Origin of the sequence: Alkalicoccobacillus murimartini (assembly GCF_030813245.1) — a bacterium.
GTDB lineage: Bacteria > Bacillota > Bacilli > Bacillales > Bacillaceae_D > Alkalicoccobacillus > Alkalicoccobacillus murimartini.
In genome coordinates this window covers 703,276-726,734 of sequence record NZ_JAUSUA010000001.1, presented here as the reverse complement: position 1 = coordinate 726,734, position 23,459 = coordinate 703,276, and the positions used below count along the sequence as shown (strand labels likewise).

Here is a 23,459-nt window from a genome sequence, read left to right as displayed (position 1 = left end):
ATAAACTAAGTAATATAGAAGTTACGTAAGGAGTTGTAAAAATGGCCGTACCATTAAATCAAACACTCGTAAAAAAAGAAAATAAACTAACCGTTTTACAAATCGTAAAAACCCAGTCTCCGATCTCTCGAGCTGAAACTGCACAAATAACTGGTCTAAATAAAGGCACAGTCTCTTCTTTAGTTGCTGAGCTCATAACAGAAGAGTTTATTCATGAAATAGGTCATGGTGAATCAAGTGGTGGTAGAAAACCAGTCATGCTTCATTTCCAAGCAGGGGCAGGGTATTCAATCGGAATTGATTTAGGGGTTCATTACCTCCTTGGACTATTAACGGATCTACAAGGTCACATCATTACGAAGATTCATCAACCACTTCACTCCACTGATTTAGATTCAGTCGTTTCAGATCTGGAGCATTTGATCCAGACACTAATTAATCAAGCTCCTCCCTCCCATTATGGAGTCATTGGGATAGGGATAGGCGTACCTGGAATTGTCTCAAAAGATGGAACCATTTTAAGTGCCCCAAATCTTGATTGGAAGCGTGTAGAGATTAAATCTCGTCTTATGCAACGATTTGATAGTAACGTTTGGGTTGATAATGAAGCGAATTTTGGCGCAATTGGCGAGAAGGCATTTGGGTCAAATGTAGCCGGAGAAAACATTTTATATGTTAGTGCCGGAATCGGTATAGGAGCTGGGCTTATACTCGGTTCTGAGCTTTACAAAGGTGCAAAAGGGTATGCAGGAGAAGTTGGACATATGACAATGGAGATGAATGGTCCATTATGCCGCTGTGGAAATTCTGGCTGCTGGGAACTGTATGCTTCTGAACAGGCTTTGCTTAACAAATTAGATCAGGTCAATAGTTTAGAAGCTTGCCTTGAGCTCGCAGCTAAAGGGAATGAAGAAATTCTAATGACTTTTAACCAGCTCGCTCACGATTTAGGCGTTGGTATTGTTTCGCTTATTCATACGTTTAGCCCAAATCAAATTATCATAGGTAATCGACTTTCACTTGCAGAAAAATACCTTGAAGCTGAATTACACCGGACTTTACAATCACGAATGCTACCAGAACAATTAGCAAATACAAGTATTGTGTTCTCAAGTCTACGTAATAAATCCACGGCCCTTGGTGCATCAGGTTATGCTTCTGAACAATTTCTATTGAATCCAGTTGAACATAAAAAAAACCCGCAGCAAACATTTTAAAATGCGCGCGGGTTTTTGGTTATACATTCGTTATTTCGATCTCAGTTTTTGCTGTAGTTGATTCTCCAGGTTTTAATACTTGTATACCAGTGATCTCGTCTGAGAGTTCAAGATTTGGCGCATTAGTGATCCATGTATATGGTTCAGGACAAACGTAGCCCTGTTTGGCATCTGCGTTGTATACGACCCAATGCTTAAACTGAGAATCCGCACGATAGGATACTCGAAGAGGCTGATCAGATCTTGTTATAACTGTTTGATTTGTACTAGCACTTTGATCTGTCAAAAATGCATCATCAAGCTCTATTTCTTTTAGACTAATCCCTTCTTGAAGACCTTTGTAAGGGGTCTCCATCCATTCTCCGGTTGGAAGCAATCGATCATTAAGGACCCACTGATTAGTTGATTGAAGGGAGAAGCGGCTAGTTTCTTCAGGGAATTGAAAGGTTGTATGATAGCCAATGCCCCAAGGAAAGGTCTGGTCGCTATGATTTGTAATGATAGCGTCCTTGTAAATCATGCCGCCTTTTAATATAAAAACCATTTCAATGCTGAAAAAATGAGGAAACTGCCTTAAAATATCAGGATGATCTTCCGAATGAATCGATGTCACAATGCGAACCTGATCTTCAGTAGCATCCATTGATTTGATCTTCCATGGTTTTGAATAGACAAAACCATGGATGTGGTTTTGTTTTTCTGGTTCAGTTAAATCAAACACATAGTTGCGATTCTCAAATGTAAATGTACCATCACTAATTCGATTTGGAGGAAACAATATCGGAACCCCAAATTGAACAGGGGCGCGCTCATATTCCGCTATATCGGTAGGTGTTCTTAGTATATCCACTTGAGGATTTTTTGTCTTAATTGAAATTAAATTGGATCCCCACTCCGGGACAATGATTAAATCTAAAACATCATTTCCTGCTTCCACTGTTGGTATTCCTTGAAAACTGCCTTCTCTTACATAAGTACTCATACGTATTCTCCAATTCACCTTAGTTATTTAACTGATCAACTTTTTCCCAAGATTTTTGCTCTGCTGATTTTTCTATCGCAGCTAAAACCAATTGATTTTTATATCCATCATGAAAGTTAGGAGAAACCTGCCTTTGGTCGGCGATGGCTTCAACAAACTCATATAACAAATGAATAAATGTATGTTCATAACCAATAATATGTCCAGCTGGCCAATAAGCGCCTGCATAAGGATGTTCTTCTTCGGTACAAAGGATTCTTCTAAATCCCTGTACTCCTTTTTCATCGTCTGTAAAATAGACATGAAGGTCATTCATGTTCTCCATATCCCAACGAACCGATCCTTTTTCACCATTTATTTCAAATGTGTTTTTGTTACGGTTCCCCGTAGCAAACCGTGTTGCTTCGAACGTACCAAAGGTTCCTGAGTCAAACTTGGCCATAAAAGCCACCGCATCATCCACAGTTACCTCTCCTACCTCTTGACTACTAACCTCTGCCGATAAACCACCTGACATCTCACCTAGAGGGCGCTCTTTTATAAAGGTCTTAGACATAGCTACAACCTCATCGATTTCTCCGACTAAAAAACGAGCCAAATCAATACTATGCGCACCAATGTCGCCTAATGCACCTGAACCTGAAACCTCTTTTTTTAAGCGCCAAATGAGCGGGAAGGACGGATCAATGATAAAGTCCTGTAAGTAATTTGCACGAAAATGAAAGATCTTGCCTAATCGTCCATCATCAATTAATCTCTTTGCATATTGAACGGCAGGCACAAAACGATAATTATGACAGATCATATGGATCACATTGTGTTTTTCGACAGCTTCTTTCATGCGCGCTGCTTCTTCAACCGTTAAGGCAAGAGGTTTCTCAGTAATAATATGCTTACCTGCCTCTGCAGCTGCTATAGCGATTTCAGCATGTGTGTGATTAGGTGTAACAATGTCGATTACGTCAATATCTTCTCGTTTTATTAAGTCACGCCAGTCCGTCTCAATGGACTGCCATCCCATTTTATCAGCTGCCTCTTGAACCGCTTTTTCATTCCTCCCACAGAGAGCTTGCAATATAGGGTTAGCTTTTGATTCAAAGAAAAAAGGAATATCTCGATATGCATGACTATGTGCTTTGCCCATAAACTGATACCCAATCATACCTATTCTAATATCTTTTTTCGAGTGATTTATCACTTCAAACGCCACCTTTCCTATCTTCCTGTTCAGCCCTCGCTGCCCATACCATTCCATTTCTCATTAAACTAGTAACCTCAGGTATACGGACAATCTCAGCTACATGTCCTAATGCACAATAATAAACATTACCCTTTCCCCATTTCTTTGTCCAAACAACTGGCATTTGCACAGGTCCATTTGGTGTATGTGGTCCATCCGCCAAAGGAAAATCAGTTGAAGCGTGCACGGTTACGGCAGGGTCAACATGAAGATAATACTGCTCACTTTTCACTTCAAAGTGAGGAATATCTTTAGTTAAAGGATGATGTTGATCATGAATTCTAACCGTATAAGCTACACCATCATTTCCTGGGTGAGACACCCATTGACCTCCTACCATGAATTGATATTCAGTCTCTTGGCGAAACGAATCGCCCATTCCTCCATGAAGTCCAGCTAAACCAACACCAGATTCAACAGCTTTTAACAAGGGTTGCAACTGTTCCTGTGTAATAGAATCCTGTGTCCAGTTGGGAACAATTAGATCAAATGTAGTAAGATCTTCTTGTTCTAGTGTTTCTAAAGTATCTGTTACTGTAACAATAAATTGCTCCTCTTCTAATACACCTCGCAATATTTCTGCAACCTCAGCTGGTTCATGACCTGGCCATCCACCTTGAAAAATCAATGCTTTCTTCAAAAGACCACCTCTTCATAAGTTGATAGCGTTTTCATTACTTCTAATCTATCGTACGTGAATCTTAGAAAAATAACAATCCTGTTCAGAAAAAAAGACTGTTTGCGAGGCTTATATCTTCGCAAACAGTCTAAGGATTATTTAGTAGATTGAAGTTCTCTAATTTCACTTTCGAGAAGTTCAACATATTGATCATAAATCTCAATAAATGCTTCGGCTTTGTATTCTCTTTGATCTCTCTTCATGACTTTGATTTTCTCTTTTAATTCATGAGTATCTGGATTATGCTTCGAGGTCATATCGATCCTTCCTTCCATTTGTTTATAATCTTTTAGTAACCTCTTTTGGTTTAATGTAAACCTATTCATTCTTATTGCGGTACGTGAAATTTATTATTTAAACATAAAGAGGCCCAAACGCGTAAAACGTTCGGGCGGATTTGAATTCTTCATAATCGCTAGTGCGTTGAAGAATCGTACGTGTTAGTCTTTATCTCTTCAAAAAACCGAATCAATTACTAATTATACGTTTATCTCAAGTGATATCAACATAATATGTTGACCTTTCTGCTTCTCAAGTGGGTTAATCTTTCATGCAGTAGTTAAAGATGGCATCGTTTTGTCTGCAACTATACAGACTTATTAAAAACTGCCATGTAATTAGGATTCTGTTTTTCTCCCAAACAATAAAAGCCCTGCCTCTCTTTCATCGTTGCGGCTCCAATGACCGCGCCATCTGAATGTAAGACGCCTAACGTTGTGGAAGATTCAAACCTTCACTCTTTACTATACTATTATGTTCTTAATAAGTCAATAATATCTTTAATCATTTCGACTCTCACTCTCTTGTTACCCTTTTAATAGAAATGTAAACTGAAAAAAAGCTGAGTAAATACTCAGCGACTGTAATAATCATTTATTTGTTCTAAAATAGATGGACTTTCATATTCGTCTTCTTTGTTTATCTCTTCAGCTTGATTGTTCATCTGACCTTCCCCCTTATAATAATAAAGAATTGGTATCGATGTGTAGTGATAGTATATCTCACTGTTATATAATAGTAAATACTTTATAAATGTGTTACACAACAAAAAACATTCCTCTACATGTAGAGGAATGTTTTAAAGCTACAACGGTCTTTCGATATCTGTGTACGTATAGATGGCCTCAGCAACACCATGTTGATCATGCGAGAGTGTTTTGTATTTACAGAGTTGTTTTAGCTCGTATGCTGCATTGTCCATGGCTACAGGGTATCCTGCGACTTTCATCATGGATACATCGTTTAAATTATCCCCCAATGCCATAACAGAATCCATTGAAATTCCAGCCTGTTGTGCAAAGGCTTGTACAGCTATTCCTTTTTGTGCTGAAATCGCATTAATTTCTAAATTGCCTCTGGCGGAAGCTGTAACTGATAACTCGGAATGTTCTGCTAAGGTTTCTTCAATTTGGTCAAGTAAAATGAGGTTTGTTGAGAAAGCCAGCAACTTTAACGCGGGATCCTTCTCATTTAGTAAGCTCTCATACTGATCAACAAATGTTATTGACCCATTTGCAATACGGTAATTAGCCATTTTTTTTATTTCTTGTTGCGTACTTAACGCTCCTGTAGTCTCAAATAAATCAACAATGACATCTAACGCTTGTTTTTTATTATCGCTATACGTACCTGATTGCAAATATAGCTCAAAGTAAATCGAATGTTCACGTAAAATCTGTATCGCCCATTTCGCTACGGACAAGTCAAGCGCATTGGTTGTCTGTAGCTTACTTTGATTATCCCAAGTTTGCGCACCATTAATTGAAATGATCGGACAGCTTAGACCAGCTTCTTGAAGAGGTTCTAGTGCTTCTTTCTTACTCCTCCCGGTAGCGACAACTACTTCAATCCCCTTTTGTTGTGCTAATTTAATGGCTGTTACATTTTCCTTTGATACCTTTTTCTCGTCATTTAATAACGTACCATCCATATCAGTTGCAATTAATTTAATCATCTTTTCCTCCTAACGCTCTCCAACACATTTTACTCTTCCTTGATGATTTGTACAAATGACTCGCCTATCAAGCTGTCGAATCATAACTATTTCTAGCGACTGATGACAGTCTTAGTAGAATCGCTTTTACTATTGGGAAAATTGGTTATACTTATTCAGAGATGATTGAAAAGGGTTAGGTTAGTGAATATTATTATGAAATGATTGAGGTGAGAAAAATGAAATATAAGGAGATTGAAAAGAAACGGCTACAAATGTTTCGTTTAGCACAGGAGTACGGAATGACATCCGAGCGTACAATTCGTTGCAGTCAAGAACTCGATGAATTATTAAATGATTTACATCACACAGTATACTCAGAGGGGCTCACAACGATTCGATAAATAGTATTTGCATTCGTGCCATCTATTTGGTAAGGTGAATTTAATAGAATAAATCTTTACTTCAATAGTTGAAGTGAGGGTAGAGGTGCAGAAACCATTAGTAAATCTGTGGAGGAGAATGAGCTCTGTTGAAACAGATGGAAAGGGGAATTTGCCGAAGCTTGCGATCACTCATGATCAAAGGTTGGGTCTGTATTGAATAAATGCAGAACTGTCATGTAGTCATCTGGCTATGTGGGGGGCTATCTTACACATTGGTATGGGTTTTCGTATCACCATGCAGCAATGAGTCCCTAATCATTGTTGTTTTTTTGTGGTCTTAAAGATTCTGCCCACTTATAGTCAACAAAACACAGAATCGAGGGTGATCATTATGAATTTTGGTAAAGTAATTACGGCTATGATAACACCGTTTAATGAATTTGGACAAGTTGATGTTGAAGCCACTGAGCGGTTGATCGAGCATTTAATTACTCATGGATCAGATGCCATTGTGGTTGGAGGAACAACAGGAGAATCACCAACCTTAACAACAGATGAAAAAATATTGGTTTTTAAAACTGCTGTCGAAGCTGTTCAGGGTCGAATTCCTGTTATTGCAGGTACAGGATCAAATAATACACAAGCTACCATTGAACTTACTGCACAGGCTACTAAATTAGGTGTAGATGCAGTGATGCTTGTAGCACCATATTACAATCGCCCAAGCCAAGAGGGCCTCTATCAGCACTTTAAAGCCATCGCTGAATCAACGAAGCTGCCTATCGTGCTTTATAATGTACCTGGTCGATCTGCTGTAACAATTGAAGTGGAAACAACACTTCGTCTAGCAGAACTGCCAAACATTGTTTCGATGAAAGAAGCAAGTGAAGATCTAGATGCCATGGCTTTGTTAATCGATCAAGCCCCTACTGGCTTCACAGTATATAGTGGGGATGACAGCTTAACACTACCAGTATTGGCTATCGGTGGAGCTGGTGTGGTTTCAGTAGCTTCTCATATCTTTGGGAATGAAATGCAACAAATGGCTTCTTTCTATGCAAACGGACAAGTCCAAGCAGCAGCTAAGCTACACCGTCAGCTACTACCTGGAATGAAAGCTCTATTTGCAGCACCTAATCCAGTTCCAGTAAAAGCAGCGCTTGAAATGTATCACATTCGCGCTGGCTCGGTGCGCCTACCTCTTCTGCCACTTACGTCAGAACAGGAAAAAGTCTTACGTTCTACACTTGAGCCGATTTGGAGCGCTACATTCGTCAGCTAAATAAACGTACTCAAAAAGAGCCGATCACATTCGTGAACGGCTCTTTTTCTTATGCTGTTTTCTTAGATTGATGATGGTGCCGTAATAAACTTCGTTCAACATAACCTGTGCCAAAAAGAACACCCATTACGATGAACAAGAAACCGCACCATTGATACCAGTAAATGACCTCTTTCAGAAAAATAGCAGAGCTAGCAAGTCCGAAAAACGGAACAAAATTTAAAAATAATGCGCTTTTGCTCGGTCCTATACGACCAATGGATAAGTTGAACAACAGTTGGCCAGCTGCCGTTGACCCAATGGCCGAAAATAAGAATATGCTGTAAAGCAACGTACTTCCTGAGCCTAATGTTGAAATTCCATCAGGTTCTATTCGTAGACTTGCTATAAAAAGCATAATAGCGCCTGCTACTAATGAAATCATCGTCACTTGAATGGCACTTAACGTTTCAGATGCCTTTCTAACAAAGATAAAACTAATGGCCTGCACAAGAACAGCAATGAGTAAATAAACCGTACCTTGTCCAAAATGTGTCCCTCCGCCCTGCACAAACAAGACACCCACAAAAGCTAACCCGATTCCACCTATCTTCCACCATGTAAAGGTTTCTCGTAAAAAAATCCCACTACAAACAGCTGTGACGACAGGTACAAGACCTAACAATAAAACCGCTGTTGATGCAGGAATTCTTAATAATCCGATAGATAGAAACAAGTGGTGAGCAAACACTCCGAGTACTCCAGCTGCCAATACATAGGACCACTCTCGTTTAGTCAGTTTTCTTGTTTGTTTCCAAGCAATGGCTATTCCAGCCAATACCAGGCCTGCGGTTAAGATACGGAATGCTGTCATGGTAACTGGTGCAAACGATTCAACTAGTACTTTCAATAAGACGATATTTACGCCCCATAACACTGTGGCTCCCATTACGCCTACATAATGAATGGTCGAAGCCTTTTGATGATTCATAATAACTCGTTCGCCCCTCTTAAAAAAACGAGCCGCTTTTTAATCAAAGCGGTACTCGTTTCGTAATTCTACTAATGCTTTTTGACTTTGCTTTGCCCAATCTGATCCATCTAATTCAAGTTGCTTGTATTGCTCATTCCATGATTCCTGTAGTGAGGTTTGGTAAGATAATAGCTCTCCATCATAAGGGCGAAGGGTTGATAACGGTACCCACGTCTTTTCAAATTCTGCTAACGCTTTTCGTTCATGAAAAAGAGGTACATCGACTTGTTTAGGATGATGCAAATCACCTTGTGTTGGATGTTTTAATACAGCACGTACCTTTACCAACGCACGTCGATTGGCTTCGTCTGTTTCGAGACGTTCACACACGTACTTTCCAGTCTTATAAAGCGCTCGTTCTAATACCAAAATGGATCCCTCCAAAAGATTAACATTCATTTGTGCGAGCTTTCTACAATCCAGGAATCAACCACGTAAATAAATTCCATAATGCATTCGTGAGCGGCACTAGGTTCGTATCTATAAACTCACTTAATCCAGATGAATCAGAAAAAGTATCAATAATAACGACAATAAATGTTCCAAGTAAAATGATAATAGTTACGGATAAAATCACTGCTAATAATAAAACATAGGCTAAGATTAATCGAATGACCCACTTTAACCATCGTGGCTTTTTTCGGTTTTGTTGATTTTCTTGCTTTGTTGCTTTTGCTTCCATCCTAATCCCTCCATAAAGCTACTCTCTTTATCGTACCAAATGAAGTGGGAAAAAACATTGATTTTTTTTGACTAAAGATTGAACAGATTGTACATCCAAAAAAGAAAACAGTCCCGCTCTTCTGTATTGAGTTGACAGAAGGAGCATAGAACTGTTTTTATGCTAATGATGTTGCCTTCCACATTGGAGGGACATCTTTCCCCCAATAGATAGAGGCTAAAGGATAGTGGTGCTCATAATTATCTGCCGCCACGTGATAATGAAAATTAAACCAATGACCCTGTTTAGGTGGCTGATCTCGTCGAACATGGAAGCGAATGACATCCTCGCCTGTATCCTGAGAAAATACATGAAGAATTTTTTCGCCACGACCAGCTGTAGGATGTTCAGTTATTTGTAATTGCTGTTGCTCCAAAACAGAAAGATTTGTCACTTCTTTTGTGATCGCTTCTTCTAACGAGCGTAATACCGTGCCTTCAAAAGCAGGAGCAATACGCCGTTCAATGGATGACCCAAATTTGAGATAACTTTGTGTTTTCGCCTGCTCAACAAAGTATTTAGCTAACACTCGTGTATATTCATCATCACGATGAATATATTGGTTTACTCTAGATGGCAGGACAGCGTGAAATAACTCATAATCTCGTTCGCTTATTTTGTAGACAAATGATTTTACGTCATTTGGCTCATCGCTACTTTTATCAGACGAGAATGGAGAAAGTGCATGAGCTGGTTCTACAAACTCTGAAAGCCCTAATGTCATTAAAGCAGATGCTACAAGAACAAATTGCTTAACCCAACTCAGCACACAATCCCCTCCCTTATCTTTATACCATCACAAACATGTACACATTACGGAAGATTAGATGCCCCCATTAAATAGCGATCGCACTCTCTGGCTGCTTCTCTTCCTTCGTGAATAGCCCATACAACCAAACTTTGTCCACGACGATTATCACCAGCCGCGAAAACACCTTTTTTACTTGTTTCATAGCGACCATATTCTGCCTCTATGTTTGAACGTTTTGTTGTTTTTAGTTTCATAGATTTGATAATCTCTTCTTCTGGCCCCGTAAATCCTACAGCCAACAAAATCAAATCTGCTTTCCATTCTTGTTCAGTTCCATCAATCGGATGTCTGGTTTTTACTCCATTTTCATCTATTGTTGTTTTTACTGAAATGGTATGCAGTTTGCGAACGTGACCCTGTTCGTCACCTTCAAATTTTGTTGTGTTCACTTGATAGGCTCTTGGATCTTCACCATACACTGCTTTCGCTTCTTTATGAGCATCTTCGCTTTGATGAATAACAGGAAACATCGGCCACTGATTATCATTTGAGCGAACCTCAGATTTGATTTTATTTATATCAAATTGAGTAATTGACTTTGCACCATGGCGAACAGACGTTGTAATACAATCCGCTCCTGTGTCTCCACCACCAATAACAATCACATGCTTGTCTTTAGCAGAAATATAGTTTCCATCCTCAAGATTAGAATCTAGAAGACTTTTTGTATTACTTGTTAAGAAATCCATTGCGAATTCGATACCACTTAGATTTCGACCTTCTAATTCTACATTTCTCGGCTTTGTTGCTCCCGTACAGAGAATGGTCGCGTCAAATTGTGCTTCCATTTCTTTAGTTGTCAGATCTTTACCGATTTCGATGTTCGTTTTGAATTCGATCCCTTCTTTTTTAAGGATATCGACTCTACGTTCAACAATATGGTTTGCTAGCTTTACGTCTGGAATACCATACGTCAGCAACCCACCAATTCGGTCTTCTCTTTCAAAAACAGTCACTAAGTGACCTGCTTTATTTAATTGGGCAGCAGCAGAAAGGCCTGCAGGACCCGATCCGACTACAGCTACACGTTTACCTGTGCGTTTTGCCGGTGGTTCAGGAATAATCCAACCTTCTTCAAAACCTTTTTCCACAATGCTATATTCAATATTTTTAATCGTGACAGCATCATCACTTATTGCAACCGTACAGGATCCTTCACAAGGTGCAGGACAGACTCTTCCTGTGAACTCTGGAAAGTTATTTGTTTTGTGAAGTCTGTCTAATGCTTCTTTCCACTTCCCACGGTAAACTAAATCATTCCATTCTGGAATTAAATTATAGACTGGACAACCAATCTCACCAGACCCTACCATTGAAGTACCCGCCTGACAAAAAGGAACCCCGCAATCCATACATCTTGAAGCTTGTTCACGAAGAACCGGATCAGGTGTAATGATCGAGAATTCTTTCCAGTTTTTTGTCCGCTGAAAAGGGTCTTTTTTTGTAGGATTCTCTCTTTTATACTCTATGAAACCAGTTGGCTTCCCCATCACTCTCAACTCCAAATCCCATTAAATATCACAATTTATTTAACAAAAGGGGACGCATCAAGCGCCCCATTGCTTATTTTCCACCCACTCTTGACTTATCACTTTTGTTTTCCTGGAAAGCTAGCATGATCGCTTCGTTCTCTGGAACACCATCTTGTTTCACTCGTTCAATGGCTGCAAGCATACGTTTGTAATCCTTAGGTATTACTTTTACAAATAGTGAAAGGTACTCTTCCCATTGATCAAGGATGCGTTTAGCTTGAGCACTATCAGTGAGACGAACATGTTCTTCTAATAGCTGTTTTAATTGTGTCTGATCTTCAGCTTCAACTAGCTCCTCAAGCAAGACCATTTCAGTATTACAACGCTTATGGAACAATCCTTTTTCATCAAAAACATAAGCGACTCCACCGGACATTCCTGCGGCAAAGTTTCGACCGAACGCACCGATATTTACAACAATTCCACCTGTCATATATTCAAGACCATGGTCACCCACGCCTTCTACTACTACTTTGGCACCAGAGTTTCGAACGGCAAACCGTTCTCCGGCAATGCCTCGAATATACGCCTCTCCAGAAGTCGCTCCGTAGAAGGAAGTATTACCAACAATAATACTGTTCTCTGCTACGTACGTACTTTCTTTCGGTGGGAAAATAGCTAACTTACCTCCAGAAAGACCCTTACCTGTATAGTCGTTGGCATCTCCCTCTAATGAGATTGTCATCCCTCGTGGAAGGAAAGCCCCCATACTTTGTCCTGCAGATCCTTTTAGATCAATCTGAATCGTATCATCAGGAAGACCTTGTTTACCGTATTTCTCTGTGATTTTGCTTCCAATAATGGTTCCAATCACTCGGTCCACATTTTTTACATTAGCCTGGATCTGAACAGGTTTACCTTCATTAATTGCAGGAAGACTCGGTTCTAACAGTTCGCGCATATCTAAAGATAGCTCTAACTGATGATCCTGTTCCTTCGTCTTATAATTCTTCTTATGGTCAGCAGGATCCGGTTGATACAAAAGATTTGATAGATCAAGATTCTGAACCTTTTTATTCTCAACGCCTTCTCTTACCTTAAGTAGATCAGCGCGGCCGATCAACTCATCTAACGTTGTAATCCCAAGTTCAGCCATGATTTCACGCATCTCTTCAGCTATAAAACGCATAAAGGTTTCTACGTGTTCAGGTTGCCCCATATATTTTTTACGTAATTCTGGATTTTGTGTCGCAATACCAACTGGACATGTATCCAAATGACAAACCCTCATAACGATACAGCCTAAAACAACAAGCGGTGCAGTTGAAAATGCATACTCTTCTGCTCCTAAAAGGGCAGCTACGATGACGTCCTTACCTGTCATAAGCTTACCATCTGTCTCAATCGTCACTCGATCTCTCAGATTGTTCAAAACAAGTGTCTGGTGAGTTTCAGCAAGGCCCATTTCCCAAGGAAGTCCAGTATGTTTCAGACTAGTTCTAGCCGCTGCACCAGTACCACCATCGTACCCACTAATAATAATCCCGTCAGCACGGCCTTTCGCCACTCCAGCTGCTATGGTTCCAACACCTGTTCCAGCTACAAGCTTGACGCTAACTTTAGCTTTTGGATTAGCATTCTTTAAATCATGGATGAGTTCAGCTAAATCCTCAATAGAGTAGATATCATGGTGTGGTGGTGGTGAAATTAACCCAACACCAGGTGTCGAACCACGAACTTCTGCTACCCATGGATATACTTTATTCCCAGGTAACTGTCCACCTTCTCCAGGTTTCGCTCCTTGAGCCACTTTAATTTGAATTTCGTCTGCGTTCACTAAATAATGACTCGTTACACCAAATCTACCAGAAGCCACTTGTTTAATAGAGCTTCTACGTAAGTCTCCATTTTCATCAGGAGTGAAGCGATCAGGGTCTTCCCCACCTTCTCCTGTATTACTTTTTCCACCTAAACGGTTCATGGCAATGGCAAGTGTTTCATGTGCCTCAGCTGAAATAGAACCAAATGACATCGCACCTGTGCGGAATCGTTTGACAACATCCTCAACTGGTTCAACGGCATGAACAGGAATAGGTCGATCTGACATTTTAAATGTGAATAATCCACGCAATGTTGTTTGCTGCTCTGTTTGTTCATTTATTGATGCAGAATACGTTTTGAAAAGATCATATTTATTATGACGACAGGCATTCTGAAGCATATGAATAGAATGAGGATTATATTGATGTGGCTCCCCATTTCTTCTCCATTGTAGGTCGTCACCAGGCTCTAACGTATCATCTCGACCTTCAGCTGTTGTATAGGCTTTGCTATGACGAGCCAATACTTCCTCAGCAATCAAATCAAGCGTCAAACCACCAATTCTTGAAGTCGTCCAAGTGAAATACGTATCTATGACTTCTGTTGAAATACCTACTGCCTCAAAAATTTGAGCTCCACGATAACTTTGGATCGTAGATATACCCATTTTTGAAAGGACTTTCATAACCGCTTTAGAAGCTGTCTTAATATAACGACTAACCGCTTCAATATAGGAGACAGAGTCCATAAGTCCATCTTGAATCATCTCATCAATAGAATCAAACACTAAGTACGGGTTAATCGCTTCTGCACCGTAGCCAAGTAAGACTGCATGATGGTGCACCTCACGAGGTTCGCCTGATTCAAGGAGAATACTAACATCTGTCCGAGTACCTTTACGAATTAATTCATGATGAAGACCAGCCACTGCCAAAAGGGCAGGAATTGCCGCTTGGTCCGTGTTCATATCTCGATCACTTAAAATTAATAACGTGTGGCCCTCTTGTATCGCTTGATCCGCATGATCAAACAACTCTTGCATTGCTCTTTCCAAACTACCTGCTTTATTATCTGCAGTAAATAAAATTGGTAGAACAGCTGCTTTAAAACCGTCTAATTTATTATGGCGTAGTTTTGCTAATTCTTCATTATTAAGAATAGGCATTGGTAAATGAATGTGACGAGCACTTGAAGCATTCGGCTCAATCAAATTGCCCTCAGCACCAATCGTTGTACCTAAAGCTGTGACGATTTCTTCACGAATCGCATCAATAGGTGGATTAGTTACTTGAGCAAAAAGCTGTTTGAAATAACTATATAAAAGCTGTGGCCTTTTTGATAATACAGCTAATGGAGAATCGTATCCCATCGAACTAACTGGATCAATCGCATCCTTAGCCATAGGGAGAATAACCTTTGATAACTCTTCATAGGTATAACCAAACGCTTGCTGTCTAGCTCTCGCCTTCGTAAAATCTGTTTGCTGCACTTCTGAGCTTTCAAGCATATCTTCTAATTGCACATACTGTTCTTTTATCCAGTCTTCGTAAGGTTGTTCATTTATAATTTGTTCCTTAATTTCTTCATCTGGAATGATACAACCACGTTCTGTGTCAACCAAAAGCAATTGACCTGGGTGAAGTCGCTCTTTATAAAGAACATTCTCAGGTTTTATATCAACAACGCCAACTTCAGACGATAAAATAATATAATCATCTTTTGTTACATAATAACGCGACGGGCGTAGTCCATTTCGGTCAAGACAAGCACCGATTTGGCGTCCATCCGTAAAAACAATTGAAGTTGGTCCATCCCACGGCTCCATAAGCGTGCTGTGGTATTGATAAAATGCTTTCTTTTTAGCAGACATTTCGGTGTCATTTTGCCACGGCTCAGGAATCATCATCATCGCTGAATGAGCAAGTGATCGGCCAGATAGCGACAAAAATTCAAGAGCATTATCAAACATGGATGAGTCGCTACCCTCTTTATCAATAATCGGTTTTAACTCATCAAATGAGTCTCCATAAAGGTTCGTTGCAAACTTCGCTTCACGCGCATGCATCCAATTAACATTCCCGCGAACCGTATTAATTTCACCATTATGAATCATATACCTGTTTGGATGCGCTCGTTCCCAGCTTGGGAATGTATTTGTGCTGAATCGTGAATGCACAAGGGCAATAGCTGATTCAAACAATGGATCTTCTATATCGAGATAGAACTGCCCCACTTGTTCTGTTGTTAACATCCCTTTATAAACAATCGTTCTGCTTGAGAGACTTGCAAAGTAAAACGATTCATCATCAGAAACAAGTGAAGTAAGTTCATTCTCTGCACGTTTTCTAAGGGAATATAGCTTACGTTCAAACGCCAGCTCTTCCGTTACATTATCTGGTCGTTTAACAAATATTTGTTGGATTTCTGGCATAGAAAGTCTGGCTGCATTACCGAGCATTTTATAGTTTGTCGGTACTTTTCTCCAACCAAGAACTTCGAGTGATTGTTCTTTAGCGATCTCATTAACACGAGAGATACAGGTGCCTCGTTTCTTTTTATCTTGAGGCAAAAATAACATACCAACTCCATAATTACCTGCATTTGGAAGCTGCATGTCCGCTTCAGTAGCTACTTTAAAGAAACGATGTGGAATTTGAAGTAAAATTCCTGCTCCATCACCAGTATTCACTTCATCACCTTGACCTCCACGATGCTCGAGGTTACGTAAAACATGAAGTGCATCCGTAATGATCTGATGAGACTTCTTTCCTTTCATGTGCGCCAAAAAGCCAATACCACAATTATCATGTTCAAATTGCGGGTCATATAGCCCTTGTTTCTTCGGATATCCTGCATTCCGCATAGGCACCCACCTCTCTCCAAAAAGTTATGTCATCAACTCTCCCCAATTTAACTCGAGTTAATATACATGTATCCTATCATTTTTCTGACATTTCGGCAAACTCATACAAGATTAATAAATTCTTGTATCCGTCTGTTCTAACGTTTTAGCATTGGTATGATCTATATGAATCTTTTAAACACCTATAATAACCTTGCATAAAAATCTACTTACTTGCATTAAAATTCATCTTATTCTTTCTGTTTCTACCAAGGAGACAATTGTCCATACACGAACAATAATCATCATTATATAAAAATCATTCACTTTCAACAAGCTTTATTCTTTCTACAGGTCTGCTACATTTAATCTCCTTGAGCAAGATTAATGATCATTTTATCAAATTAAACCTATTTCGTGTAGTCATATCCCTTAATTTGCTTTTATAATAGTCTCCGCCTGCAGAATGATTGTAAAGCAACAGCTATTCCTTCATAATAATAGTAAGTCGATTAAGAAAGATGTTTGTTGAAACATTTTTCTACATCCATCGTATATAAAACAAATAAAACAATTCAGCCATCTTACTATTGGAGGTTATTATATGAGTGAAAATCAATCTGTATCTATACCATCAGAAGCAATTAATAAATACAAACAAGATGAAGATCTTGACAGCTTGCTTCAATCACTACAAACATTGGGTGAAGAAGAACAACGCGAAGCTGGTGAGTCTCTAGAAGCCTTAAAACGTCCTGTAAGAGAGATGATGGGAGATAATTCTAATACACTTCCCAATCAGCTCCATGAACTACGAGACATGGTCTCTATGCTTGAGCCTGATTATTTAAAAGATGGTCAAATGAAAAAGTGGGTAGATAAAGTTTTACGTCGTAACCCAGTTGAGCAATATGCGAAGAAATATCAAACGGTTGAGTCTCAAGTAGATCATATTATAGAAGGACTTTTAACTGGTAAAGATAAGCTTGAAGAAGACAATGTCATGTTGGTGCAATTAAAAGGAGTCGCCCGTGAACGTATTGATAAATTAAATACACAGATTTCACATGGAAATGAATTGCACGAACTGTTAGATGCGGAGATGACCTCTGAGCAGTGGAAAGACAACTCGAATGAATTAAAAAAAGGCCAATTGAAAATTGTCACTCGTGTAAAGAATATGTCTCAAGCTGTTATGGTTCTTCAGCAGTCTCTTGCTTCTGTTGATCTCATTATTGAGAACAATGAAAAACTTGAGGAAGCGATTTTTAATGCCATTACCATGACTAAAAACATCATTACCGTAACCGCGTCGATTCAATTAGCTTTGAATAACCAGCAAAAAGTGATTAAAGCTGTTCGGAATGTCAATGAAGCAACGGAATCTATGCTTTTATCGAATGCTGCTTTGTTAAAACAAAATACTGAACAAACACTTAAGACCTTGGAAGAACCAGCCATTGCACTTGAAGCATTCCGTAAAGCCTATCAGGATGTTTTTGATGCCATTGAGCTAACCGAGCAATCAAATGAACGAATTGTTACAAGCGGCAAACAATTTATTGTAGAGATGGATGAGCTCAATAAAGAGATGAAAACCAAACTGATCGGCAAGTAAAAAGCATTCATCGCACTTGCACAAGGAGGAATATGTGATGCTTAAATCCATTCAAGAGTCTGCATTCATTCGGTTTCTAACCCCGTCTCATAAGAAACCAATTGACGCTCACTTGCTCAGCGATGATACAACATCTCGATTGATTGCCGATACAGAACGTTTTCTTTCGAAGCTAGTTGAAAAAGCAGACGGACGCAATCAAAAACGGAATTTGCGACGTAAACAGAAAGAATGGACAATTAAACTAAAGATTAAGTACAAATCGATTCGGTTACAAATCTTAGATTCTAAGAACTCCAGCTCACCTGTTCATAAACGAATTACGATCACAGTCTTTCGAAAATACGTAAAAGAAGAAAATGGTGTGGCCGCACTAAAAGAGGCAACTATTCATTTTCTAAAGGATGGCCGCTCTCATGTACGGAGCTTAAAGGATTCTCCAAACTTTCGCGGAGTATTCTATCAGCTATACCGTCTTGATCAAGCGTACGTTCATGGTGGCAAGCAGGTCAAAACCTCTCTTGAGCTCCTTTCAAATCAAGAGAAGCAATTGAGTGCTTCTTACACAGATGATATTAGGCTTTTAGTTGAAGAAGGTAAACGTTATGTTGAGACGGTTAAACATTTTTCAGTGGACATTATGATTGAAAATCGATTAATTCGCATTATCCAGCATGTGCAAAAGCTACAAGAAGATTTTCATTTTCTTGACTTTGAACAAAGACATACGGTTAGACGAATGTTACGCGAAGATATCCCGAAACTATTAAATATGTTTCTCAGTCTTTCTCTTAAACACCAGCTTGAACAAAAAGAGAATGTATTTGTATCACTTTCAAAAATGGAATTAACATTAATTACCTACACCCAATACCTTGAAGAAGTTCGTCTTGAGCACATGAACCACCTCATACGACTTCAATCGAAGCGTTATGGAAATCATTCAGAGTGATCCTTTTATCGCACGATTCAATCTTTCTGATTGAATCGTGTTTTTTTCGGTCCTCTCCCTTGCGATTTTAGCAAGCTATTGGCATAATAGACTATAATCAAAACGTCATAGAGTACGTTATTAAAGTGTTGAAAAGGTGAGGGTGGCCATGGATCGAGTACAGGCACACAAAACAATAGGAAAAAAAGTCATTATCGACGAAGGACCGGATGGTCGTTACGTTGGAGAACTACTTGAAGTCATTACAGAACCCAAACGACCATGGAAAGGCAAGGTCAAAATTTTGTCCGTTCTTGTTCTGCCACAAAGTATGTTTAGTAAAGGTCAGATCAATGTAAATAAAATGAAATACAAAGAAGCTCAATTGACCGTTATCTCCGGGCAAAAAATTGAATTAGCTTCTGGAGGCATTCGAAATGAATCGTTTGCTCAATCCATTGCAACTGAGCTTCGAAAAAAATATCAACAGGTGAAGAAAAAACCTGAAGGGCAAGCGGATCTCCTTCATACACTGGAACAGTATATGAATAAATTAAAAGCTGTGAAACAGCGTCCAGACCGCGCGCCTAAACCTGTTCCTAAGCCCTCTGAGAAGATGGCTAAATATACATTACAGGCAAATGATAGCTCGTTTTATTTTATTAATGACCACGGAGAGATTTTACCACTTACCGGCTCGGCATTTGAGTTTGTATGGAATCATCATTCCTCCTGGTATAAAGGCATATATGAAGCGAATGGAATCTTCGTTAGTCATGAAGGACAACGCTTTACGGCTAAAGAAGGAGATGTCTTTTATATGGATGAGCAGCAGTTTAACCCATACTTCATTTGGAAAAATGAGCTTGAACCTCCTGCTTTAAGTGCTTTTCAAAATAGCCTTGCTGCATTTGGTTTGACAGATGATGAACTAACGCACTGTCACAATGCTCTTCTTAATCAATTGCTTGGTAATCAACAAACACACGAATTTAAAGGCGTAAGCTTTTTAACATTTAGCACACCAGATTTACATGTAATGGTTCAACATCATTTTGATCGTACATTGTATAAAGATAAAGAAGATCAAATTTACGATCGATTCGAATTCACAACGGATAAAGGGGATCGCTCGATTGTATTTTATTCGAATGCCTTCTCAAAATAACGAAATAAAAAAAGGATGAGCAGATGCTCACCCTTTTTTTTCTGTATAAGAATACCATTCCAACATATGATCAGCCTCTTTATCTGTCATATCACGCAAATGAAAGGATTTACCTGTCACACTCGATTGTACGGTGACTTTGTACGTTGCCAACCCCTGCCACGCTTGGATCACCGATACGTGTTTTTCACCTGCTTGAACTTTCCATCTAGGGACCATCACCTCAATTAAACTGAATGCGCGATATCGTATCCACATATAATCTTGGTGTGTGCCTGTTGCCCCTGCTTTGTATGTAAGCCAAGCTAACAAAACACTGGCACATACAACAAGAAAGCCAAAGTACCCAATTGAATCAAAGAAATAGATAGCAGTAGCGGTTAATATAACGGGTAAAGTCACATATCGAACAATCAAACGCCACAATGCTCGATTCGGTAACGGCTCATACGAGCGTTCAAACGAATAGTTTGGAAGTATGTCTGCAAGCAGGCTTTGTAGCTCTGATTGCTTTACTAAGGGGATCAACAAGGTAGAAGCTTGCTCATCTTTTGAACCTCCACCTGCACTCTCCACATAGACAGAGACAAAACCAAGTGGTTGTCGAAATACATTACGAACAAGTCTGACACTTGTAATTCTATTCAACTGCAATGTAAGTTGTCTTCTCTCAAGCAAACCTCTAGAGATCACGATCTCTGTGCCATAATGTTCAATTTGAAATCCACCATATTTAATAATGGAAATGACACTTGAAATAGTCCATGAGATAAATAAAGCCAAGAAAATCAATCCTGTAATGGCTAAGACAGACGATAGACCAATTCGTGATACTAAACTAACGGATTGATCAAACCAGCTTTCTGGAATGAATGCGTAAAACTGACTGAATAATGCACCAACAGCGGAAAAAATCAACCCTACTCCACTTGAGGTTAGCGCCATAGCAACGAGCATCTCCGTACCTAGCTTCCACGTAAATGAAGGGGGTTGCTCTTCATTTACTTCTTCTGACACTATTAGTTCTTGTTGGATGATGTCTGAATTTCCTACTTGCTCTGAAGAGGCTTTTCGAAGCAATTCTTTGCGAATAGCTTCTGCTTCAGTTTTTGTAATGGCATCAAGCTGCGCCTCCGCCTCACTTCCGCCTCCTGCCGTCTCAATTTCTAAGCGGACCATTCCAAATAAACGTTGCAAAATTCCCGCAGTGATATTAATACTTTGAACACGTTGTCTTTGAATATATCTTTTTTTCTTAACAAAGATTCCTTTTTGAATATAGAGCTCGCCTTCTTGTAACCGATAGTAAAACGTGAACCAAGTAAGAACAGACCCTACTATTGCGAACACTAAGATAGCTATCCATAGATAACTAAAATAAGAACCCTGGCTACCGGCCCCAATAAATAGTGTCGCAATGATAGGAATAATAGAGCTTTTAATCGCAGACACAAGTGAGATAAGCAATGCTGAAGGATGAAGTCTCTTGAGGTTATTCATCCAGCGCCACCGCCGCAAGCCTTGCAATCTGATCTCTTAACTCATCCGCTTCTTCAATTGGTAATACAGGAATTCGATGGGTTGTCGCAGCCGTTTGGATCTCAACAGAGGCCATCTTGTATCGCCTAAGTATCGGTCCCTGCTCCGTTTCAACATGTTGAATCCTTGTCATCGGTACAAGTGTACGCCTTACAATCACGACACCTTGTACAATATCAATCTCTTGCTCAAGCACTTGATACCGAAAACGTCTCCACTGGATAGGTGGCCAGATAATGATAAGAGCTACAATATATAATACGAGTATGCTAATGAGTACAATGAGTATCCAACTTGGCCAGTCAAAATAGTTTAGAGCAATGGCATAGCCAATCGGCAGTATAAGCAGAAATATGCCTTCAAAGCTACGCTGAATTCGCCAAATCGTAATTGATTTTTTAGAGAGACGCTTTGTAGGCACTTCTCTCATTATTCATCTTCCTCTTCATCATCCGTTACATATATAAGTTCAACACCTTGCTCTTTTAACCACGTTAATAACTTTTGATTTAGCGATTGATCATATAGTAATCCAATCGATTCAACCAATTCGACTTCTTTTAGATGGCCAGTCTTCGCATCCTCCATCATTTCAATAAGGTCCTTCATCTCTTTGTTCTCAAATTCAGTGAGTAACTCTTGTTCTATGCTCATTCTGACTCCTCCTGTTGATTACGGGCTTCTGTCATCTGTTTCCAAACAGATCCTTTCGCTTCTTCTCCGCCTTCAATTCGTTCTAATGCCATTTTAGCTTGCAACGCTACTTCAAATTCAGGATCTTTTTCTGCTACTTTTAAGGCATCAATTGCTGTTTCGTCGCCTTCTTCGTATAAAAACATAGCCGCTCTCCAACGTACCAACTTATTCTTGTCCCCAAGTGAGGTAATCATAGCTGGAATGGCTGCTGCATCACCAAGATCAGAGACACAATCCCCAGCTGTCCTTCTAACCGTGATAGATGGATCGTTTAACGCTTTGTAAAGGTATGGTAAAATCTTGGAATCCTCTAACATCCCCAAATAGACAACCGCTAAACGTCGAACCGATGCTTTCTCATCTTCTAGTGCCTTTTCTAATACAGGAAGATCAGATTCTTTTGGGTCCATTTGGTCAAGTGCTGCATAGCGCTCACGCCAGTCCTCTACATCTAACATTTCAAGTGTAACGGTATAGCGATCGAGAAATGCTTGTGGCGTGGTACCTTCATCTTCACTTGTCGTCGCTTGTTTTACTAATGCATCCAATCGACGCTGTGAATAAGAAGCAGAAAGCTCTTCAGCCACCTCTTCAGCGATTGTTTCAAGCTCACCATAGCGAACACCATGATCTACCCATTTTCTTTCCATGACAACATTATCATCTGGCTGCTGAGACGCACCGATCGCTAAAGCAAATCGTTCTGGTAATCCCTGTCTCTTTTCCTGCTCACCATCTGTTAATTTAATTTGCATAGGGATTTGTTTAAATGTTTGGATCTGAACAGTCACTTCGCCAAATCCATCTAATGTTGATTCTTCGTTGTTGCCTTCCTCTGTATCCTCTCCAAAAACTTCACGTACTTTAGGAAGAATGATCTTCCAGTCTACTTTTGGATGACGATCTATAGCTAAAAAGTCAGCGACGTGATAGACAGACTTTATCCCTTCAATTGTAAATAAAGACTGGATAAAAGCCGGTGCATCCGCATGATTGGCTGCTTGGTATGTATTTCGAGATCCACCTTTCATATGTTCACTTAAAATCAGTTTCATTGTGTTTGGACTTGGTGTTGGTTCAATCGAGATAATTTTCATTGTTATCTCCTC

21 protein-coding genes and 1 riboswitch are annotated in these 23,459 nt (G+C 39.5%); of the genes, 6 read left to right on the top strand and 15 right to left on the bottom strand.

The window, feature by feature from the left end; translation table 11 throughout:
• The first annotated feature begins 41 nt into the window (after nt 1–41).
• On the top strand, nt 42–1,217 hold the full coding sequence (locus J2S05_RS03915; protein WP_306980088.1) for an ROK family transcriptional regulator: 1,176 nt from the start codon (nt 42–44) through the stop codon (nt 1,215–1,217).
• Nucleotides 1,218–1,236: 19 nt separating this feature from the next.
• Here the strand turns inward: J2S05_RS03915 and J2S05_RS03910 are convergent, their stop codons facing one another.
• The 5 genes from J2S05_RS03910 to J2S05_RS03890 all read right to left on the bottom strand — a co-directional run bounded on the left by J2S05_RS03910 (nt 1,237) and on the right by J2S05_RS03890 (nt 6,072).
• Complete coding sequence (locus tag J2S05_RS03910; RefSeq protein ID WP_306980087.1) at nt 1,237–2,199, bottom strand: aldose 1-epimerase; 963 nt, start codon at nt 2,197–2,199, stop codon at nt 1,237–1,239.
• Between the two features lie 19 nt (nt 2,200–2,218).
• On the bottom strand, nt 2,219–3,361 hold the full coding sequence (locus tag J2S05_RS03905; RefSeq protein ID WP_306981086.1) for a Gfo/Idh/MocA family protein: 1,143 nt from the start codon (nt 3,359–3,361) through the stop codon (nt 2,219–2,221).
• A 37-nt stretch (nt 3,362–3,398) separates the two neighbouring features.
• Nucleotides 3,399–4,079, bottom strand: a complete 681-nt coding sequence (locus J2S05_RS03900; protein WP_306980085.1) for a ThuA domain-containing protein — start codon at nt 4,077–4,079, stop codon at nt 3,399–3,401.
• A gap of 134 nt (nt 4,080–4,213) precedes the next feature.
• Nucleotides 4,214–4,375, bottom strand: a complete 162-nt coding sequence (locus J2S05_RS03895; protein ID WP_306980083.1) for a hypothetical protein — start codon at nt 4,373–4,375, stop codon at nt 4,214–4,216.
• A gap of 827 nt (nt 4,376–5,202) precedes the next feature.
• Nucleotides 5,203–6,072 carry a Cof-type HAD-IIB family hydrolase gene (locus J2S05_RS03890; protein ID WP_306980082.1) on the bottom strand — a complete coding sequence of 290 codons (870 nt, stop codon included), beginning with the start codon at nt 6,070–6,072 and terminating at the stop codon, nt 5,203–5,205.
• Nucleotides 6,073–6,290: 218 nt separating this feature from the next.
• Here J2S05_RS03890 and J2S05_RS03885 point away from each other — a divergent pair, with 218 nt between their 5' ends.
• Both J2S05_RS03885 and dapA read left to right on the top strand, forming a co-directional pair.
• Entirely contained in the window at nt 6,291–6,455 is a 165-nt protein-coding gene (locus J2S05_RS03885) for an aspartyl-phosphate phosphatase Spo0E family protein (RefSeq protein WP_306980080.1), read from the top strand.
• A gap of 72 nt (nt 6,456–6,527) precedes the next feature.
• Nucleotides 6,528–6,708, top strand: a riboswitch (Lysine riboswitch).
• A 120-nt stretch (nt 6,709–6,828) separates the two neighbouring features.
• Nucleotides 6,829–7,719, top strand: a complete 891-nt coding sequence (gene dapA / locus J2S05_RS03880; protein ID WP_306980078.1) for a 4-hydroxy-tetrahydrodipicolinate synthase — start codon at nt 6,829–6,831, stop codon at nt 7,717–7,719.
• A gap of 49 nt (nt 7,720–7,768) precedes the next feature.
• Here the strand turns inward: dapA and J2S05_RS03875 are convergent, their stop codons facing one another.
• The 6 genes from J2S05_RS03875 to gltB form a co-directional block, all read right to left on the bottom strand.
• Nucleotides 7,769–8,689, bottom strand: coding sequence for a DMT family transporter (locus J2S05_RS03875; RefSeq protein WP_306980075.1), 921 nt, complete (start codon nt 8,687–8,689; stop codon nt 7,769–7,771).
• Nucleotides 8,690–8,728: 39 nt separating this feature from the next.
• Nucleotides 8,729–9,130 carry a sporulation phosphorelay system protein KapB gene (kapB, locus tag J2S05_RS03870; protein WP_306980073.1) on the bottom strand — a complete coding sequence of 134 codons (402 nt, stop codon included), beginning with the start codon at nt 9,128–9,130 and terminating at the stop codon, nt 8,729–8,731.
• Nucleotides 9,131–9,143: 13 nt separating this feature from the next.
• The gene (locus J2S05_RS03865; protein WP_306980071.1) at nt 9,144–9,413 is read right to left on the bottom strand and encodes a hypothetical protein; all 270 of its coding nucleotides are present in this window, start codon (nt 9,411–9,413) and stop codon (nt 9,144–9,146) included.
• A gap of 157 nt (nt 9,414–9,570) precedes the next feature.
• Nucleotides 9,571–10,221 carry a YpjP family protein gene (locus tag J2S05_RS03860; RefSeq protein WP_306980069.1) on the bottom strand — a complete coding sequence of 217 codons (651 nt, stop codon included), beginning with the start codon at nt 10,219–10,221 and terminating at the stop codon, nt 9,571–9,573.
• A gap of 44 nt (nt 10,222–10,265) precedes the next feature.
• Complete coding sequence (locus J2S05_RS03855; protein WP_306980067.1) at nt 10,266–11,753, bottom strand: glutamate synthase subunit beta; 1,488 nt, start codon at nt 11,751–11,753, stop codon at nt 10,266–10,268.
• Nucleotides 11,754–11,826: 73 nt separating this feature from the next.
• Nucleotides 11,827–16,419 (bottom strand): glutamate synthase large subunit, encoded by a 4,593-nt coding sequence (gene gltB / locus J2S05_RS03850; protein ID WP_306980066.1) that lies wholly within the window; start codon nt 16,417–16,419, stop codon nt 11,827–11,829.
• 583 nt (nt 16,420–17,002) lie between these two features.
• On the opposite strand from gltB, the gene J2S05_RS03845 reads away from it, so the two are divergent.
• From J2S05_RS03845 to J2S05_RS03835, 3 genes are all read left to right on the top strand, one after another.
• Nucleotides 17,003–18,016 carry a toxic anion resistance protein gene (locus J2S05_RS03845; protein ID WP_306980065.1) on the top strand — a complete coding sequence of 338 codons (1,014 nt, stop codon included), beginning with the start codon at nt 17,003–17,005 and terminating at the stop codon, nt 18,014–18,016.
• Nucleotides 18,017–18,053: 37 nt separating this feature from the next.
• Nucleotides 18,054–18,968: a hypothetical protein gene (locus J2S05_RS03840; protein ID WP_306980063.1), complete on the top strand. Its 915-nt coding sequence runs from the start codon at nt 18,054–18,056 to the stop codon at nt 18,966–18,968.
• 148 nt (nt 18,969–19,116) lie between these two features.
• A complete protein-coding gene (locus tag J2S05_RS03835) occupies nt 19,117–20,115 on the top strand; it encodes a DUF2777 family protein (protein ID WP_306980061.1) in 999 nt (332 codons plus the stop codon).
• Nucleotides 20,116–20,142: 27 nt separating this feature from the next.
• On the opposite strand, the gene J2S05_RS03830 is transcribed toward J2S05_RS03835, so the two are convergent.
• The 4 genes from J2S05_RS03830 to J2S05_RS03815 are packed head-to-tail and all read right to left on the bottom strand — an operon-like array spanning nt 20,143 to nt 23,447.
• Nucleotides 20,143–21,615, bottom strand: coding sequence for a PH domain-containing protein (locus tag J2S05_RS03830; RefSeq protein ID WP_306980060.1), 1,473 nt, complete (start codon nt 21,613–21,615; stop codon nt 20,143–20,145).
• Nucleotides 21,608–22,084 (bottom strand): PH domain-containing protein, encoded by a 477-nt coding sequence (locus J2S05_RS03825; protein WP_306980059.1) that lies wholly within the window; start codon nt 22,082–22,084, stop codon nt 21,608–21,610. The genes J2S05_RS03830 and J2S05_RS03825 overlap by 8 nt, the downstream gene beginning before the upstream one ends.
• Nucleotides 22,084–22,308: a hypothetical protein gene (locus J2S05_RS03820; protein WP_306980057.1), complete on the bottom strand. Its 225-nt coding sequence runs from the start codon at nt 22,306–22,308 to the stop codon at nt 22,084–22,086. The genes J2S05_RS03825 and J2S05_RS03820 overlap by 1 nt, the downstream gene beginning before the upstream one ends.
• Nucleotides 22,305–23,447, bottom strand: coding sequence for a conserved virulence factor C family protein (locus tag J2S05_RS03815; RefSeq protein ID WP_306980055.1), 1,143 nt, complete (start codon nt 23,445–23,447; stop codon nt 22,305–22,307). The genes J2S05_RS03820 and J2S05_RS03815 overlap by 4 nt, the downstream gene beginning before the upstream one ends.
• Between the last annotated feature and the right edge of the window lie 12 nt (nt 23,448–23,459).

Coding starts and splice junctions, on each gene's coding strand:
- dapA (WP_306980078.1), top strand. CDS start 6,829: ATGAATTTTGGTAAAGTAATTACGGCTATGATAACACCGTTTAATGAA.
- kapB (WP_306980073.1), bottom strand. CDS start 9,130: ATGAATGTTAATCTTTTGGAGGGATCCATTTTGGTATTAGAACGAGCG.
- J2S05_RS03885 (WP_306980080.1), top strand. CDS start 6,291: ATGAAATATAAGGAGATTGAAAAGAAACGGCTACAAATGTTTCGTTTA.
- J2S05_RS03875 (WP_306980075.1), bottom strand. CDS start 8,689: ATGAATCATCAAAAGGCTTCGACCATTCATTATGTAGGCGTAATGGGA.
- J2S05_RS03895 (WP_306980083.1), bottom strand. CDS start 4,375: ATGACCTCGAAGCATAATCCAGATACTCATGAATTAAAAGAGAAAATC.
- J2S05_RS03915 (WP_306980088.1), top strand. CDS start 42: ATGGCCGTACCATTAAATCAAACACTCGTAAAAAAAGAAAATAAACTA.
- J2S05_RS03905 (WP_306981086.1), bottom strand. CDS start 3,361: ATGATTGGGTATCAGTTTATGGGCAAAGCACATAGTCATGCATATCGA.
- J2S05_RS03835 (WP_306980061.1), top strand. CDS start 19,117: ATGGATCGAGTACAGGCACACAAAACAATAGGAAAAAAAGTCATTATC.
- J2S05_RS03865 (WP_306980071.1), bottom strand. CDS start 9,413: ATGGAAGCAAAAGCAACAAAGCAAGAAAATCAACAAAACCGAAAAAAG.
- J2S05_RS03825 (WP_306980059.1), bottom strand. CDS start 22,084: ATGAGAGAAGTGCCTACAAAGCGTCTCTCTAAAAAATCAATTACGATT.
- J2S05_RS03845 (WP_306980065.1), top strand. CDS start 17,003: ATGAGTGAAAATCAATCTGTATCTATACCATCAGAAGCAATTAATAAA.
- J2S05_RS03815 (WP_306980055.1), bottom strand. CDS start 23,447: ATGAAAATTATCTCGATTGAACCAACACCAAGTCCAAACACAATGAAA.
- gltB (WP_306980066.1), bottom strand. CDS start 16,419: ATGCGGAATGCAGGATATCCGAAGAAACAAGGGCTATATGACCCGCAA.
- J2S05_RS03820 (WP_306980057.1), bottom strand. CDS start 22,308: ATGAGCATAGAACAAGAGTTACTCACTGAATTTGAGAACAAAGAGATG.
- J2S05_RS03830 (WP_306980060.1), bottom strand. CDS start 21,615: ATGAATAACCTCAAGAGACTTCATCCTTCAGCATTGCTTATCTCACTT.
- J2S05_RS03910 (WP_306980087.1), bottom strand. CDS start 2,199: ATGAGTACTTATGTAAGAGAAGGCAGTTTTCAAGGAATACCAACAGTG.
- J2S05_RS03890 (WP_306980082.1), bottom strand. CDS start 6,072: ATGATTAAATTAATTGCAACTGATATGGATGGTACGTTATTAAATGAC.
- J2S05_RS03855 (WP_306980067.1), bottom strand. CDS start 11,753: ATGGGGAAGCCAACTGGTTTCATAGAGTATAAAAGAGAGAATCCTACA.
- J2S05_RS03840 (WP_306980063.1), top strand. CDS start 18,054: ATGCTTAAATCCATTCAAGAGTCTGCATTCATTCGGTTTCTAACCCCG.